General features: G+C 64.0%; 12 protein-coding genes. 5 read left to right on the top strand and 7 right to left on the bottom strand.

The genetic code is table 11. The features are described 5' to 3' along the window. Window positions 1–135 precede the first annotated feature (135 nt). Entirely contained in the window at window positions 136–903 is a 768-nt protein-coding gene (locus CBW50_RS03000; protein WP_367301820.1) for a site-2 protease family protein, read from the top strand. Here CBW50_RS03000 and CBW50_RS02995 read toward each other — a convergent pair. Continuing rightward, the gene (locus CBW50_RS02995) at window positions 849–2,531 is read right to left on the bottom strand and encodes a serine hydrolase (protein WP_086144228.1); all 1,683 of its coding nucleotides are present in this window, start codon (window positions 2,529–2,531) and stop codon (window positions 849–851) included. The genes CBW50_RS03000 and CBW50_RS02995 overlap by 55 nt on opposite strands. Between CBW50_RS02995 and CBW50_RS29235 the strand changes: the two genes are divergently transcribed. The 4 genes from CBW50_RS29235 to CBW50_RS02980 all read left to right on the top strand — a co-directional run bounded on the left by CBW50_RS29235 (window position 2,530) and on the right by CBW50_RS02980 (window position 4,726). Then, a complete protein-coding gene (locus tag CBW50_RS29235) occupies window positions 2,530–2,682 on the top strand; it encodes a hypothetical protein (RefSeq protein ID WP_157792484.1) in 153 nt (50 codons plus the stop codon). The genes CBW50_RS02995 and CBW50_RS29235 overlap by 2 nt on opposite strands. Before the next feature lie 45 nt (window positions 2,683–2,727). After that, complete coding sequence (yidD, locus tag CBW50_RS02990; protein ID WP_086144127.1) at window positions 2,728–3,243, top strand: membrane protein insertion efficiency factor YidD; 516 nt, start codon at window positions 2,728–2,730, stop codon at window positions 3,241–3,243. A 257-nt stretch (window positions 3,244–3,500) separates the two neighbouring features. Next, complete coding sequence (locus CBW50_RS02985) at window positions 3,501–4,442, top strand: bestrophin family protein (protein ID WP_086144126.1); 942 nt, start codon at window positions 3,501–3,503, stop codon at window positions 4,440–4,442. 83 nt (window positions 4,443–4,525) lie between these two features. Next, window positions 4,526–4,726: a heavy-metal-associated domain-containing protein gene (locus CBW50_RS02980; RefSeq protein ID WP_086144125.1), complete on the top strand. Its 201-nt coding sequence runs from the start codon at window positions 4,526–4,528 to the stop codon at window positions 4,724–4,726. Between the two features lie 54 nt (window positions 4,727–4,780). Here the strand turns inward: CBW50_RS02980 and CBW50_RS02975 are convergent, their stop codons facing one another. The 6 genes from CBW50_RS02975 to CBW50_RS02950 form a co-directional block, all read right to left on the bottom strand. Further along, window positions 4,781–5,509: a glutathione S-transferase gene (locus CBW50_RS02975; RefSeq protein WP_172404658.1), complete on the bottom strand. Its 729-nt coding sequence runs from the start codon at window positions 5,507–5,509 to the stop codon at window positions 4,781–4,783. Window positions 5,510–5,530: 21 nt separating this feature from the next. Continuing rightward, window positions 5,531–5,950: a Cu(I)-responsive transcriptional regulator gene (gene cueR, locus CBW50_RS02970; RefSeq protein WP_086144123.1), complete on the bottom strand. Its 420-nt coding sequence runs from the start codon at window positions 5,948–5,950 to the stop codon at window positions 5,531–5,533. 2 nt (window positions 5,951–5,952) lie between these two features. Continuing rightward, complete coding sequence (locus tag CBW50_RS02965) at window positions 5,953–8,358, bottom strand: heavy metal translocating P-type ATPase (RefSeq protein WP_086144122.1); 2,406 nt, start codon at window positions 8,356–8,358, stop codon at window positions 5,953–5,955. 72 nt (window positions 8,359–8,430) lie between these two features. Next, window positions 8,431–9,156 carry a FecR family protein gene (locus CBW50_RS02960; protein WP_319017118.1) on the bottom strand — a complete coding sequence of 242 codons (726 nt, stop codon included), beginning with the start codon at window positions 9,154–9,156 and terminating at the stop codon, window positions 8,431–8,433. 7 nt (window positions 9,157–9,163) lie between these two features. Beyond that, window positions 9,164–14,233, bottom strand: a complete 5,070-nt coding sequence (locus tag CBW50_RS02955) for an S-layer family protein (RefSeq protein ID WP_086144226.1) — start codon at window positions 14,231–14,233, stop codon at window positions 9,164–9,166. A 16-nt stretch (window positions 14,234–14,249) separates the two neighbouring features. Continuing rightward, the gene (locus CBW50_RS02950) at window positions 14,250–15,860 is read right to left on the bottom strand and encodes a ShlB/FhaC/HecB family hemolysin secretion/activation protein (RefSeq protein ID WP_086144121.1); all 1,611 of its coding nucleotides are present in this window, start codon (window positions 15,858–15,860) and stop codon (window positions 14,250–14,252) included. Between the last annotated feature and the right edge of the window lie 47 nt (window positions 15,861–15,907).

Below are 15,907 nucleotides of genomic sequence, written 5' to 3'. Positions count from 1 at the left end.
TCAATAAATATAGTTGCCAATCAGATACGGCTAAAGTTATTTACAACATCTATCAAGGATAAATTTCGAACTAGCGAGCGTATTGATTCTTTTAGCATGTTCTAATGTCGCCCCCTGCCCTTCAAAATATCAGCAATGTCTCCGGCCATACAATTCTTCCTAGCTATTGTCCTTTTCATGTTCCTCCACATTTCCGTCATGGCGGCCTGCGCCAGGCTGTTCGGCATCACGGTGCGCAGCATCAGCTACGGCGTGGGTCCCACCTTGCTGACCAGAGGAAAAGTCCACCTTAAGCTGCTGCCCCTGGCCGGCAATCTGGTACTGAAAGATACGCGCGAGGAAACCTTGTATGACGACGATCCCGGCCTTGACGCCTACAACTTCCAGCCGCTGTGGAAGCAGGTGCTGCTGCCCCTGAGCGGCGTGACCGTGCTGCTGGCGCTGTCGCTGGGAATAGCGGGCGCGCAGGGTTGGGACAGCTTTAGCGCGGCATTCGGGCAGATATTTGCCGGCGCACTGGCGCCCTTGTCGACCGCGCAGGCACTGCTGGACGCGGGCGAGGCGTATGCCCGCGCGCACGCCTGTCCGCTGGTGTTCGCCGTGTTCTCGTTAAAACTGTGCGCCTTCAACCTGCTGCCGTTTGGCGGCTTGAACGGGGGCCAGGCGCTGCTGGCCATCGCGCGAGGCGGCAAGCCCTTTGTGGCGTGGGAAGAGACGGCGGCAAAATGGCTGTTGCTGCCGGGGCTGGCGATCTTGCTGGCATGGGCGGCGGCGTTCGGCCTGCATGCCTGGCAAGCCATGTCGTTGCAGGCCGGCTTGGCGCTTGGGCGCAAGCCGGCCTGCACACGTCAGTTCACCCTTTTGGCCGGCATGTCCTGCCCTTCCTGGCGCAGCATCAACTGATCGGTCTTGCCGCTGGCATCCTTGTTGAAACGCACCTCCGCATCGACTTCATTCGAAAAGAAGGCCGTCTCGCTCATCGGCAGCATGCTCAGTTTGCGGAAGCCCGTCACCTGGGCGAAGAACTTGTCGCCTTCGCGCGTCACTTCCAGGTAGACCTCGGGCGCCAGCGCATAGCGGCCCACGTAGCCGTCGAATTGCGCGGGCGTCATGGCAACCACGGCCCGCGCCGGCTTGACGGCGCTGGCCCGCTCATGCACGGACTTCGACTCGCCGCCATCGTTGAGGATCAGCTGCGCTTCGCCTTTCGGGCCACGCTCGAACTCGGCAGTAGTGAGCGTGTTTTCAATCAGAAAACCGTTGGGCGAGTAGGCCAGCATGCGCTGCGCCGGGTGTCCTGTACGCTGCAGCAACAGATTACCCTCGAAGTTGCGGATCGTATAGCCGGCCTTGTCATTTATGGCATACACGCCCGCGTAGGCGTCCAGGATGGCAGGCTTGAGCGTGATGAGCTTGATCTCGGGATACGGCCGGCCCACGGCGATGGCGGCCGCCTTGCGGGCCACCACGTCAGGGTCGACCAGGCCCGTGTCCGAGTTTTCCAGCACGGCCACGTAGACTTTTTCCTTCGGCAAGCGCATCGCATACGTGGCAAACCCATTGATGCCGCCGCCATGGTGGATGACGGGGGTGTTTTGCCAGGTGCCCACCTTCCAGCCCAGGCCGGAACGGGTCGCCTTGCCATCGTTCAGCCTGGCCGGCGTGAACGCCAGCTGCCAGGTGGCGGCCTTGAGCAGCTTGCCGTCGGAGATGGCCGCGTCCCAGCGCGCCAGGTCATCCACGGTGGAAACGAGGGCGCCGGCCGCATACGGCTGCGTCATGCTCAAAGGCAAGTTCGGCGCATAGGCCTCGCCCGAGCGGATATGCCCGGCCGCGCGCCTGGCCGGACGGCGCTCATGGCCTTCATAGGCCGTGTCGTTCATGCCCAGCGGCACGAAGATCCGCTGTTCCACAAACGTGGCATACGGCTGGCCAGAGACCTTTTCGATGATGGCGCCCAGCAGGAAATAGCCGGAACTGCTGTAGCGCCACTGCGTGCCCGGTTCAAAGTCGAGGGGATCGTTCTTGAAGAAATCGATCATCTGCGCCACGCTCACGTCTCTCGTGCTGTTGGGCACGAATTCCGGCTTGCGCGTGTAGTCGTGGATGCCGGACGTGTGCGCGAGCAGCTGTTCGATCGTGATGTTCTTGCCGTGGGTCGGATAATCGGGCAGGAATTTCGTGATGCTATCCGTGAGGGCCAGCTTGCCCTGGTCGGCCAGCAGCAGGATGGCGACGGCCGTGAATTGCTTGGAAATCGAGCCCAGGCGCAGCGACATGTCGGGCGCCAGCGGCGTGCCCTCCTTCACGCTGGCCAGGCCATACGCCTTGCGCAGCAGCGGCTGGCCATCCTTGACGACGATAACGACGGCGCCGGGATCGCCGGCCTTGTAATACGGCGCGATGCCGGCGTCGATTTGCGCGGCAAGCGCTTGCTGCTGCTGGCTCAGCGGCGCTGGCTGGCCGGCCCAGCCGGCGGGCGCTTGCAACAGGATCAGGGTGGCGAGGCAGATGCTGGAAGCTTTAAACATGCAGATCACTTTCACAGGAAGGATAAACAAGCTTGACCATGCCCCTGGCGGCGGCTATCGGGATGGTGTATTTGCTTTAGGAAATATTTCCAAATCGCTCACTCAGCGTAACAGAGGCGAGCTGAGCGATTCTATCCATTTGTCACATTGATCATTCATGCTGGCCCAGCGCTATGCATTTCGGCATAGCTGTCGTATGCTCGAAGCATTGCCTGACGGCCATCGCAAAGGATGCATCATTCTCACGCTCGATACCTGCGGCAAGCACCTGGCCCTGTGGGCCATTCGCGCCTACCGGCGCTACCTGTCGCCATGGAAAGGTTTTTCCTGCGCCTACCGCGTGCTGACGGGACGCGACAGCTGTTCCGCCTACGGCTACAAGGTCATCGTGCGCCATGGCTTGCGCCCGGGATGGGCGCTGTTGCAACGGCGCCTGCGCGCCTGTGGCGAACGCCACCGCCAGCACCTGGCGCTGCATCCGCAAGCGCGGCGCAGCCCGCGCCGCCAGGCCCAGGCCGGGTATTGCGACTGCGACGCGCCCTTGCTCGACTGCGCTTGCGATTGCGCCGACGTGGCCAATATGTTGCGCTGCGATTGGCCGGGCAGCAAGAAGAATCGGACATGGTTGCGTGATGAATATGCCTCCAGCGCCGAACTGAAGCGTCAGCAGGCGGAGCACCGCAAGAAAATCAGGCAGGGGCCAGGCAACTGACTCACGCGACATATCACAAATGAAATATTCATTCATGAAATGAATAATACCCATTATCACTGTGAATTGGCCGGAAGCGGATCGGCGGCCTATACTCATGCCGTCTCCCCTACACTGCTTCCCATGCACACCCAGCTCAGCCCGCACGCACTGCGGGCTTTTTGTTCCCGGCACCTGCCACTTCGCATTTCCCCATTTTTGATCAGTCACCGGGCCAGCATTTCCCCGCTTGCCCAGCCCCCTGCAGGGAGTCCGTCATGATCGTGCGCGAGCGCCCTTCGGCGCTACGGCTGTTTCTGGTGGTACGCGGCTCCGTCCTGCCGCGCATCCGCACCACCCTGATCGTCAATACCCTGATCGCCACCCTCGTCACCTGGTGCCATGGCACCTTGTTCGACCACAAGGTCATCCTCACCACCATCCCGTTTACCCTGATCGGCTTGCCGCTGGCCATCTTCCTGGGCTTTCGCAACACGGCCGCCTACGACCGCTACTGGGAAGCGCGCAAGCTGTGGGGCGAACTGGTCTTGCGCAGCCGCAACTTCTCGCGCCAGTGCCAGACGATGCTGCGCAGCGACACGCCGGCCCACGCCAGCCTGGGCCTCGATGACGTGCGCGTGCGCATGATTTACCGCACCATCGCCTTTTGCCATGCGCTGCGCCACCAGCTGCGCGACACGCGCGGACCGGCCGACCTGGAGCCGCTGCTGCGGCCCGGCGAGTGGGAAGCGGCGTGCCTGGCCGCGAACCCGTCCGACTACCTGATGCTGCAGATGGGCCACGACCTGGCCGACTGCGTCCGGCAAGGCCGCATCGACAGCATGCTGGCCGCGCAGATCGACAATTCGATTTCCGCCATGGTGGGCGCGGGCGCCTCGTGCGAACGCATCCGCAGCACGCCGATCCCGTTTTCGTATTCGCTGCTGCTGCACCGCACTGCCTATCTGTACTGTTTCCTGCTGCCATTCGGCCTCGTCGATTCTCTTGGCTTCATGACGCCCTTCGTCGTCGCCATCGTCGCCTACACCTTCTTTGGCCTGGACGCGCTGGGCGACGAGATCGAGGAACCGTTCGGCGAGGATGCGAACGATTTACCCCTGTCGGCCATGTGCCGCGCCATCGAGATCAGTCTGCGCCAGTCCTTGCAAGACGACAATGTGCCACCGCCCATGGAAGCCGTCGACTTCCTGCTGAATTGATCCGCGCGCCAGCTTTCCCCTTGACCTTACCATCGGGGGAAGGCTTACAGTGGAGACACTTAATCATTCAAGGAGTGCTTGCCATGTATCAGTTACAAGTAGAAAACATGAGCTGCGGCCATTGCGTCGGCTCGGTCACGAAAGCGGTGCAAGCCATCGATCCGCAAGCCCAGGTGCAGATCGACCTGGCCAGCAAGCGCGTCACGGTGGAATCGTCGAGTGAACTGGGCGCCATCAGCGCCGCCATCGTGGAGGCGGGCTACCCCGTTACCCGCGCGCAATAAGCGGCACGCAAAGCGACACGCACAACAGCCGGCCTTCGCGCCGGCTGTCTTTGCTTACCCGTCCAGTTCCGGATAATGGCGGAAGATGCCTTCTTCATTGAAGGCGATTCTGCGCTTCGACTGCAGGTAGCGGGCGATATTCGGCCGCGCCGCCACGGCGTCGTGCAACTCAAGCAAGGCGGGGTATGCGGGCGCCAGGCGCGCCATGGCTTGCGGAAACGCAAAGCGCAGGCCGGCCAGCATCTGGAACAGCGACAGGTCGCCATACGTGAGCCGTGCGCCCACCAGATAGTGGCCGCGGCTGCGATTATTCAGCAGGACCTGGGTGAAATAATCGAGGAATTTCGGCAACCGTGTTTCGCGGAAATCCGCGCTGCGCAGCATGGCCGCCTGTTTCTGTTCCTCATAATATTGATTCATCGACAGCGGATGATGCGTGTCGTGCACTTCCGTCAGCCAGTCGGCCATCGTCAGTTGCAGCTGGTTCAGCCATAAACGGCCGCTTTCCGCGCGCGGCGCCAGGCCCAGGCGCCGGCCCAGGTAGAGCAGGATATTGCTGGTCTGGCCGATCAGCAAGTCGCCGTCGCGCAGCACGGGCGGCGCATAGGCCGCCTGTGGCGCGCTGCCGCCATCGAGACAGGCCAGCATGGCGGGAACGCCTTGCCCCTTGCGTTCAGGCAAACGGGCGATATCGCGGTAGTCGGCGCCCGCCGCTTCCAGGGCCAGGCGGATGAATTCGCCGCGCCCCTGTATCGTAGGCCAGTAGTACAGTTCGTAAGCCATACCCACCTCCGTTGATTTACCTCAATGGCAGCAAGCCTTCGCTTCCATATCGCCGGCCAGCCCCAGGCTTTGCAGGATGGGGCAATCAGGCTTGTCGTCGCCGTGGCACGATTGCGCCAGGTGGGCCAGCGTGTCGCGCATTTCCGTCAGTTCGGCGATGCGCTGGTTCAAGTCCGCGACATGGGCCAGGGCGATGCCTTTCACGTCCGCGCTGGCGCGCTGATCGTTTTGCCACAGCGACAGCAACTCGCGTATCTGCTCCAGCGAAAAACCGAGCCCGCGCGCGCGTTTGATAAAACGCAAGGCATGCAAGTCGTTCGGCGTATAAATGCGGTAACCGGCGTCGCTGCGCGCGCTGGGTTTTAGTAAGGCAATACTCTCGTAATAGCGTATCATTTTTGCCGATACGCCAGTTTCACTGGCGGCCTGGCCGATATTCATGCTCATGACTCCTTGGTATGCGCGTTGCCTGCATGACTGCGCGCTTTCCAGCGACGCAGCAACAGGGCATTGCTGATCACGCTGACGGAACTGAAAGCCATCGCCGCGCCCGCTACCATGGGGTTGAGCAAGCCGAAGGCGGCCAGCGGAATGCCGATCAGGTTGTAAATAAAGGCCCAGAACAGATTCTGCCGTATCTTGCTGTAGGTGCGGCGCGAGATATCGATGGCGTCCGCCACCAGGGCCGGATCGCCGCGCATCAGCGTGATGCCGGCCGCATGCATGGCCACGTCCGTGCCCGTCGACATGGCGATGCCCACGTCGGCAGCGGCCAGCGCGGGCGCATCGTTGATGCCGTCGCCCACCATGGCCACTTTCGCGCCCTCGCCTTTCAACACGACAATTTTAGCGGTTTTATCGGCCGGCAACATTTTCGCCGCCACCGTGTCGATGCCCAGGGCCTTGCCGACGGCGTCGGCGCTGCCCTGGTTGTCCCCAGTCAACATCACCGTGCGGATGCCCAGGCTGTGCAGATGGGCAATGGCCGCCTGCGCGTTCGGCTTGACCTGGTCGCTGAAGGCGAACAGCCCCAGCAATTGCGTACCCGAGGCCAGCCAGGAAATCGTGTTGCCCGTGTTTTCCAGCGACGAGGCCTGTGCCGCCAGCGGCGCCATGTCCACGTTTAACTCCTGCATCAGCCGCGTGCTGCCCAGTTTCAGGTCCAGGCCATCGACATGCGCCGCCAGGCCGCGGCCCGGCAAGGCCGACAGGGCCGTGGCCGGCAAGGGGTCGATGTGGCGCGCGCCGGCCGCATCCAGCACGGCCGTAGCCAGGCTGTGCTCGCTGCCACGCTGGATGCTGGCCGCCAGCTGCAACAGCCGTGCATCGTCGATGCCGTGCGCATGCAGGGCCGCCAGGGCCGGCTTGCCCACCGTCAGGGTGCCCGTCTTGTCGAACACGACGGTATTGACGGCGTGCGCCACTTCCAGCGCTTCCGCATCCTTGATCAGGATGCCGTAGCGGGCGGCAACACCCGTGCCGGCCATGATGGCCGTCGGCGTAGCCAGGCCCAGCGCGCATGGGCAGGCGATGACCAGCACAGCCACGGCATTGATGATGGCGTTTTCCAGCTCGCCGGTCGCGAACCACCAGCCCAGCATGGTCAGCAGCGCCAGCAGCAGCACCACGGGAACAAAAACCGCGCTGACCTTGTCGACCAGATGCTGGATGGGCGCCTTGGCCGCCTGCGCATCTTCCACCAGGCGGATGATGCGCGACAAGGTCGTCTCGCCGCCCACGGCTTGCGTGCGCACCAGCAGCAAACCATCGGCATTGATGGCGCCGCCCGTGACCTTGTCGCCCGGATGCTTATCGACCGGCAAGCTTTCGCCCGTGATCAGCGATTCGTTGACCTGGCTGGCACCTTCCACCACCACGCCATCGACGGCCACGCGCTCGCCGGGGCGGATGACCACCAGGTCGCCCACTTTCACCTGTTCCACGGGCAAGTCGAGCTCGACGCCGTCGCGGCGCACGCGGGCCGATTCCGGACGCAAGACTTGCAGCGCGCGGATGGCCGAAGCCGTCTGGCGCTTGGCGCGGCTTTCCAGCCATTTGCCCAGCAACACCAGGGTGATGACGACGGCCGACGCTTCAAAGTACAGGTGCGGCAGCATCTCGCCCGCCGTCAGCCATTGGTAGACAGACAAGCCATATGCGGCGCTCGTGCCCAGCGCCACCAGCAGATCCATATTGCCGCTGCCGGCACGGGCCGCCTTCCAGCCCGCCTTGTAGAAACGCGCGCCAAAATAAAACTGCACGGGCGTGGCCAGGGCGAATTGCGCCCAGCCTGGCAGCATCAAATGGATGCCGGCCCACTCGAGCAGCATGGGCAGCATCAGGGGGAAGGCCAGCACGGCCGCGAACGCCACTTTCATGCCGTCGCGGTTGGGGGCCACTGCGGGCGCGCTGGCCTGGCTGGCGGCGGGCACCGTGGCGGCATAGCCGGCCTTGTCGATGGCGGCGATCAGGGTGGCGGCATCCGCGCCGCCCGTGACCTTGATGCGCGCGCTTTCCGTGGCCAGGTTGACGCTGGCGGCCAGCACGCCCGGCACTTTCAGCAGGGCTTTTTCCACCCGGCCCACGCACGAGGCGCACGTCATGCCGGCGATGTTCAGGTCGATCTCGCGCTGCGCCACCGCATAGCCGGCCTTGTCCACCGCCGCCTGCAAGGTGGCCAGCGGAACGTTCTGGCTGGACGCCACCCTGGCCGTATCGGTGGCCAGGTTGATGCTGGCGCTGGTCACGCCCGGCACGGCCGCCAGCGCCTTTTCAACGCGGGCGGCGCACGAGGCGCAGGTCATGCCGTCGACCGTGAACGATTGCAAATAAGGGGAAGCTGGCTGCATGGCGCGGATCCTGTAGATAAGAGGTGATGTCTACAGGATCGTCCCTACCATGATGGGAAGGTCAAGCGAAACTTAGCGTACTTCGCAGTCGACGTTGTTCGACTTGCCCGGCGTGGTACTGCTGGCGGTCGGGGGCATGCTGGAATTGAACACGGGCGGCGGCGCAAACTTCATGCCCGGATTGGTCGGCAGCACCACCGGCGGCTGCCGGAAATTCGGCGTATAGCCGAACTGGTCGGCGGAAAAATTACTCGTACCCGATGGATTCGTCACATGAATCAGGCCATCGAGCACTTGCACATACAGGCCGGGAGCCCGTGGCGTCGACGATGCAGGCGCCGACACCACAGGCGTCGACAGTGCAGGCGTCGACGGGCCAATATACTCGGCAATAAATGTCGTGCCGCGAATGCCGATGGTGGCGGCCGGCGTCTTCATCTCGAAGCGCTCCTTGTTGCGCTTGCCCAGCAGCCCCGTGACGGAACGCAAGCCCCCCTTGAGCAGGCTGAAGATGGCGTGGTCGCCATCGGGCTGCTCGGCCGTGTAGCTGAATTGCTCGATCACGAAACTGGTATTCGGTTTCAAGGTGATTTCGCTATTGTCGATCAGCTTGATCAAGGCATAGGTCTCTTTTTCCGTCAGCAAGGTGTCGCCCTGCTCGACTTCGGACTTGATGGCCAGCAATTTCACCTTGCCGTCAGCCTTTTTCACCATCAGCGGACCGCTCAATTGCATGACGGTACCGGCCACCTGCCCAGCCCAGGCGTGCGCGCCCACGCACATCAGAGCCAGCCACAAAAAGGCATTAATTACAGTACATTTTTTTAGCAGCATCATTTTTTGTAAGTCCTGTTGAGTTACCTGTGGAGGCGGCACCATCCTTGTCGTCCGGTACCTTGTCATCCGGCTTGACTGGCAGCATGAAAGCGAGCGGGGCGTTGGCATGGTCGGCCTGCTTGATGACGTTCAATGTGCTATTGGTGATGACGATGATGACGGGCTGGTCGATGGTCGTGACGGGCAGGAAGATGGCATCCGCCATGGACACCGCGCCGTTCGGCGCCTGCAAGCTGACGTTGGCGCGCTGGCGGTTGATGCGCACACCGGAACCGCCCGTGATGCCGCCCGTTTTCGCCAGCACGCTCATGCTGGTCGCCGCCGGCAAAGTGAAGCCGGCCGTGTCCGCAAAGCGCACATTGCCTTGTGCGCTGGCGGAAAAATTGCCGCCGCCGACGATCTTGGCGTTGCCGCCGACAAGGACGTCGCCGCCTGCCATCAGGCTGATGTCGCGCGCCGCCGCCAGCTGCGCGCCATCGCCCAGCACCACGTCGGTGCTGGCATTGAGCGCGATGTCATTGCCCGCGATCCTGCCGTTGACGGTAACGGGGCTGCGCGCCGTCACGCTGACGTTGCCGCCATTCGCATCGATATTGCCAGCCGTGACGCCGCCCGTATTGTCGATGGCGATATTGCCCGCGCCAGTGGTCAGCGTTCCCAGGGTCAAGATGCCCGGCGCCGAGGTATTGTTCAGCGCAATGCCGCCCCCGGCACGATTGCTGGCGCTAAAACTGCTGACCTGATTGCCCGCATGACTCAACACGATGCCGTCGCGCGCCTGCGCGGTCAGGCTGCTGGCGAGCACCGCACCGTCCTGGCCGATGGCGCCGTTCAGGGCGCTCAGCTGCACATCGTTGGCCGCCAGGCTGGCGAAGCGCAGGTCGCCAGCCGCTTGCGTGATGGCCAGCTGGCCCGCCAGCCGGATGGCGCCGGCAGTCTGAGTAAAGCTGTTGGCGACGAGCAAGTTACCGTTGCCGCTCAGCAAGCCGCCGCCTTGCGCGTAGCGGTCGGCCGACAGGCTGCCGTTCAGCAACAGGCTGCCTCCGTTGACTTCCAGGCTGGCCAGCAGGGAACTATCCGGCGCCTTTTCACCGAGGGTCAGGCTGCCGCCCGTCAGCAGTAAGCCCGCGGACGCCGTCAGGTTTTTCAGAATGGTGTTGCCGGCCGCCGCGCTGTAGGTCACGATGCCCTTGCTGTTGCTAAAGTCGACAGCCAGCACGTTCGCGCCTTCCGGTACCACGCCGCCGTCCCAGTTGGCCGCATCGCTCCACAAGCCGCTGCCGCTGCCTACCCAGGTCGACAATTGTTTTTGCGCAATCGTCGCCTGCGTCGTGCCGCCCGTTGAGGTCAGCAGGTAATTACCCGCATCGGCGCCGCCCAGGCTCAGGTTCGTCACGAATACCGTCTTGCCCGCGCCCGCATTCTTGTCGCTGAAGCTGGCCAGGGCCGACAGGTCCAGGCGGTCACCGGCAACCCTGTCATCGCCGAAACCCAGCGCGGCGCCCGTCGTGCCGTCATAGACCTTGTTGACGCCGTTAAATTGCACGTTGAGGGTGCGCGGCGTGATGGCGAAAGTCGTCGTGCCGCCCATGGTGATGTCGTACTTGGTCGACCACAGGCCCGTCGCAGCATAGCTGCCCACGTTGCGCGCGTTGCTGCCGTAGCCGAGGCTGCCATTCACGCCCGTGTCGCCGTCGATCAATCCCACATAGGCGATCGAACCGAGGAAGGCGGCCAGCTGGCCATCGTAGACCTTGCCCGTGGCATTGCCCGCGAGGTTCACTTGCAGCGGCTTGAGGAAAGCCTTCAGCATCGGCGTCGTGTAGCCTTCGTACATGCGCCACACGCTGCTGAAATTGTAGTCGCTGAAGCTGCCCTGCTGCCGCATCTGCGCCGTGCTGCGGCCGCTGGAGCCGCCGCCACCGGTCTGCACCAGCGATGTTTCATAATTGAAAAAACCATAGCTGAACGGGGAACCGGCGGACACGCGGCCGGCCACCGCGCCCACGGACGCGTAGCCGTCGCCGCTCACGGCGCCGCTGCTGAAGACATGGCTGACGCTGCCCGTGCTTTCACCGACCAGCCCGCCCATGTTTTCCATGGACAGGATGGGATCGGCGGTAACGGCCCGCCCCACGGCGCCGCTGGCATATGCATCGTCGATGCTGCCGCCGTTCAAGCCCACCAGGCCGCCGATGCTGCGCGCGCCAGTGACATTGCCGGTGGCATAAGACTGGCTCAGCGCGCCCTGGTTGTTGCCGACCAGGCCGCCGATCATCTCGCGCGCGCCCGTCACCACGCCGGTGGCGTACGAAGTCGCGATGCTGGCGCCGGACGCATTCGAGCCCGCCAGGCCGCCGATGGCGCCGCCGTTGTCGGCATTGACGCCGGTGACGGCGCCGCTGCTGGCCGACAGCGTGATGGCGCCGCCGTTGCTGCCCACCAGGCCGCCGACATTGCGCTGGCCGCTGACGGCGACGCTGCTGTTCACGCCGGATATAGTGCCGCTGACGACCTCGCCGGCCAGCGCGCCCACGTTCGCCCTGCCGGTGACGCTGCCGCCGCTCAGGGTCAGGTTGCGCAAGGTGCCGCCCTGCACGGTGCCAAACAGGCCTGCCGCCGGTCCTGGCACCAGGCTGCGGTCGATTTTCAAATTGCTGAGTGTAAATCCGCCGCCATCGAACACGCCGGAAAAACCGATGCCGCTGCCGGCGATCGGCACGAAGCCCTGGCCATCGTTCCAGTTCGCCGTGCCGCTGGCGTCGATATTGCCGGCCAGGCGATAGCTGTTGCCCAGACCGAGGCTGGCGATGCCTTGCAAGCCATAGATATCGGCGAGCAGATAAGGTGTGGCGGCACCGTCGCCGCCGGCCACGCGCAGGAAACTGGCGCCGCTGCCGATGGTGAAGTTTCTGGCGCTAAATCCTGGCAGGGCCGCCGCGTTTTGCACCCAGACGCCGCCGTCGAGCACAAAGCTGCCGCCCACCGTCACGGCGCCCGTGGCCGTGATGGCGGAACCGGAATTGAGGTGCAGATCGCCGGTCCTGGCAAGCGCATCCGATATCCGCAAGCCGCCCGTATTCGTACCGTCGCCGATGGTCAGCGACGCGGCCGAGATGCCGGCCAGCTCAACCGCGTTCAAACTGAGAGCCGTACCCGATTTGGTGCCCAGGTCGATGCTGCGCGCACTGCTCAGGGGCTTGATGATGACATTTGCGCCGCCCGCCGTGCCGCCGACGTCGATGCCGCCGGCAACGGTGATATTGTCGGCCTGCAGGGTCACCGTCTGGCCGGCGATGCCGCTGCCAGCAAGCTGGCTGGCGCCGCCCGACAGATTGATGCCGCCCAGCGCGTCATTCGCGCGCAAGCTCAGATTGCCGTTACCGACATGGACCGTGGCGGCTCCTTCGATGCTGGCGCCGGATAGCGAAATGTTGCCGCCGTTGCTGGTGATAGCCGCGTTCAGATTGACGTTTGATCCCAGGCCATAGTTGCCGCCGGTGCTAGCAGGGTCATTCGCCGACAGGGTCACATTGCCGCCGTTGGTGGTGATGGCGGCGTAGACATTGATGGTTTCACCCGCCTGCGCCGTCAGGCTGACGCCGGAATTGAGCATGTTCACCGAACTGCTGAAATTGATGCGGTGCAGGGCTTGCAAGGTGACGTCGCTGGTGGCGCCGGAGATCGTATCGGCGCCGATGCTGGTGCTGCCGCTCGACGGCATGTCGCTGAACTGATCGACATTGGCAAGGCTGCCGCCTGCGCCCTGCACCACGTCGATATCATACGGATCGAGCAGCCAGTTGCCGCGCTTGCCGCGCGCCGCGCTGGTATTGACGCGGATGCCGTCGACGGCCAGGTAATGGCCGGACGTTTCCACGAAGCCGCCGTCGCCGCCCTGCGCCCCGCCGCGCGCGGAAATGCTGCCGTGCACCTGGGCCGATTCATTGCCCCAGGCGATGACCTTGCCGCCGTTGCCGCTGACAATCGCATCGGCATTGACGCTGGCATCCTTGCCGACGAGCACTTGCCGCGCATTTTGCACGGCCGCGTTCTTGCCCTGGTAATCGCCGCCCAGCAAGACCGTGCCGCCACCCGTGGCGCCGCTGGCATCGACGCGCGCATTGCCTTGCAAGCCCACCTGGTCGCCCAGCACGCGGATCTCGCCGCCCTTGCCCGCCGCGCCCGTGGCGCTGGTGATGCTGCCCGCCTCGAGCAACGCCTTGCCGCTGGCCTTGAGCACGATCTTGCCGTTCTCGCCCATGACGGCGCTGTTTGCATTGAGCACGCCGCGCTGGCTGACCAGCGCGCCGGCCATGCCGATGCTGCCGCCCTGGGCGATGATCTGGCCCAGGTTCAGGGCCTGGTCCGCCGGCGCCGACACCAGCACGCGCAATTCCGGGTTGCCGGGGTCGGCCAGCTGCACGCTGCGCCCGGCCGACAGGATCACTTCGCCATTCGGCGCCGTGATGACGCCGGTGTTTTCCACGTTCGGCGCGATCAGCAGTACCTGCCCGCCCTTGCCGGCATTGATCACACCCGCATTGCTGACACCGCCGGCCGCGCCGCCCGCCGTAAACTGGCGCTTGCCAGCCAGGAAATCCTCATTCGACATACCCAGGCTGGACGCGACCAGGCCGTTCACGTCCACTCTCGCCCCATGGCCGAAGACGATGCCGTTCGGGTTGATCAGGAAGACCTTGCCGTTCGATTCCAGGCTGCCGAGGATCTTGCTGGGGTCTTGTCCCGTAATGCGGTTGAGTACGGCGCTATTGCCGTTTTGCTGGATGAAACGCGTGATTTCACCCGCATGGATGGAAAAACTCTGCCAGTTGATGATGGTGTTGGGCGTGTTCGTAATCGAGAACACATTGCCCTGCTGGTTGAACGTGGCTTGTCCATTGACCACCTGCGGCAAGGCGGGGTTGGCTTGCGCTGCGCCGAAACAGCCGGCGAGCAGCAGCGCCAGCGCCGTGCGCCGCAACGGCGGACCGCAGGGCGGCAACGGCAAGGCGGAAAAGGGGGCGTTATTGTGCATGGTGTTCATCCTGATGCTAGTAAGCCAAGGCGAGTCGGAAATGCAGGCGGTTGGCGCCGCGCTGGCCCGTGTCGCCGCCGTTGACGACGTGCGCGTAATCGAGTTGCAGATTGGCGTAGCGGCTCAGCAGCAAACGCACGCCGAGTCCCCCGCTGGCGATGCCTTGCGAGGCGCTTTCGCCGGGCAGCGCATGGTTGCGGCGCAGCCAGGCCGTGTCATAGAACGCCAGCGCGCGGCACTGGTAGCCGAGGGCCTGGCCGCACCAGTTCGGCGTGTACAGCTCCAGATTCAGGCTGGCGCCGGAATCATTCGCTACCTCGCGCTCGGCGAAGCCGCGCACGGACGCGGCACCGCCGGCGCCGAACTGCTCGCCAGGCACCAGCGCGTCCGGCGTGACCTGGGCATTGAACAGGGCGCGCCATTGCCAGTCGTTGGCCAGCACGCGGCCCGAGCTGGCGCTCAGCCGCAAGGTATTGTAGGCGGCCTTGGCATGCGCGCGCACGCGGTCGAAATCGGCTTGCGCACCGTGTTTTCCACCAGGAATGTTATGCGTGAAGGTGACAGCCACGCTGGTCTCGCCTGCGGGCAGCGACCAGGCGCCGATATAGCTGACGCTGAGCGGGTGCACGGTAACGTCGGCGCCTAGCTCCATGCCGAACAGCTGCACGCTGTTGCGGTAAGCCTTGTAATCGATGCCGTACACGAGCTTGGGCTCGAAATCGTCGCGGCGGGCGAAGTTCTGGTTGTAGCGGATGCCGGCCATGCTGCCCTGGCCGCTGACGGCCAGATCAAAAATGCCAGCCGAAACGCTGCCCGAATCGACGTTCGAATAGCTGGCGAAAAAGTCCATCGAATCGCCCAGCGCGTACAGCGGCAAGTGGTAGCCGGCGCCATACACGCCGACCTTGTCCGGTTTTTCCAGGCTGCTCGTGTATTGCAAACTGGCAACATGATCGCGCCCGAACAGATTGGCATGCTGCAGCACCACGCCCGCGTGCGTCTTGCCCGTTTGCGTATTGCCCGTATTGTCCACGTTGAGCATGGCTTTCCAGGGCTTCTCATCGGCTACCGTGACGCTGGCGTCGATGGCGCCCGCCGGTTCGTCGGCCTGCAGCCGCACTTCGATCTTGCGCGCCGGGTTTTCATTGGCCAGCTTCAGGCTTTGCGACAGGGCCGCCAAGTTCGGCGTCTCGCCTTCGCGGAGATGCGGCAAGGCGCGCCGCACATTGGCCTCGTCCACATAGGCATTGCCGCTGACGGCAACCTTGCCCAGCGGTGTTTGCAGCACGCTCAGGCGCACCACGCCCCGTTCCAGCTCCTGTTCAGGCAATTGCACCTGCACGGCGCCGTAGCCGCGCGCGCGATAGGCGTTTTCCAGCGCCTCGACGGCGCGCGCCAGGTAGGAAAAATCGCGCTGCGGCCCCGCAAACGGCGCCAGCAAGGCCTGCACGTGGACGTCGCTGAGCAAGGTGTTGCCCTGCACCTCAAAACGGCTGATGTCGAAGCGCGGCACGCCGTCCTCCTGCGCGGCAGGCGTGGTGTCATCCATGGAAACGGCAGCGCCGGCGGCGCCGACGGCGAACAGCAGCGCGGAACCCGCAAGCAGGTGCACCAATCGATATGTCATGTGAAGGATTTCTTGTGTAACCGGACAAGCGCGCGGTCCCGCGGGCG

Origin of the sequence: Janthinobacterium sp. GW458P, from assembly GCF_002127585.1 — a bacterium.
Lineage (GTDB): Bacteria > Pseudomonadota > Gammaproteobacteria > Burkholderiales > Burkholderiaceae_D > Janthinobacterium.
Note: the sequence above shows the minus strand (reverse complement) of the source record. Positions and strands in the feature narration are given on the sequence as shown.

Bases quoted from the DNA above. Each gene is read 5' to 3' on its own strand.
- CBW50_RS02965 (WP_086144122.1), bottom strand. From the start codon at position 8,358: ATGCAGCCAGCTTCCCCTTATTTGCAATCGTTCACGGTCGACGGCATG.
- CBW50_RS02955 (WP_086144226.1), bottom strand. From the start codon at position 14,233: ATGCACAATAACGCCCCCTTTTCCGCCTTGCCGTTGCCGCCCTGCGGT.
- CBW50_RS03000 (WP_367301820.1), top strand. From the start codon at position 136: ATGTCTCCGGCCATACAATTCTTCCTAGCTATTGTCCTTTTCATGTTC.
- yidD (WP_086144127.1), top strand. From the start codon at position 2,728: ATGCTCGAAGCATTGCCTGACGGCCATCGCAAAGGATGCATCATTCTC.
- cueR (WP_086144123.1), bottom strand. From the start codon at position 5,950: ATGAATATCGGCCAGGCCGCCAGTGAAACTGGCGTATCGGCAAAAATG.
- CBW50_RS02985 (WP_086144126.1), top strand. From the start codon at position 3,501: ATGATCGTGCGCGAGCGCCCTTCGGCGCTACGGCTGTTTCTGGTGGTA.
- CBW50_RS29235 (WP_157792484.1), top strand. From the start codon at position 2,530: ATGCAGATCACTTTCACAGGAAGGATAAACAAGCTTGACCATGCCCCT.
- CBW50_RS02950 (WP_086144121.1), bottom strand. From the start codon at position 15,860: ATGACATATCGATTGGTGCACCTGCTTGCGGGTTCCGCGCTGCTGTTC.
- CBW50_RS02980 (WP_086144125.1), top strand. From the start codon at position 4,526: ATGTATCAGTTACAAGTAGAAAACATGAGCTGCGGCCATTGCGTCGGC.
- CBW50_RS02975 (WP_172404658.1), bottom strand. From the start codon at position 5,509: ATGGCTTACGAACTGTACTACTGGCCTACGATACAGGGGCGCGGCGAA.
- CBW50_RS02995 (WP_086144228.1), bottom strand. From the start codon at position 2,531: ATGTTTAAAGCTTCCAGCATCTGCCTCGCCACCCTGATCCTGTTGCAA.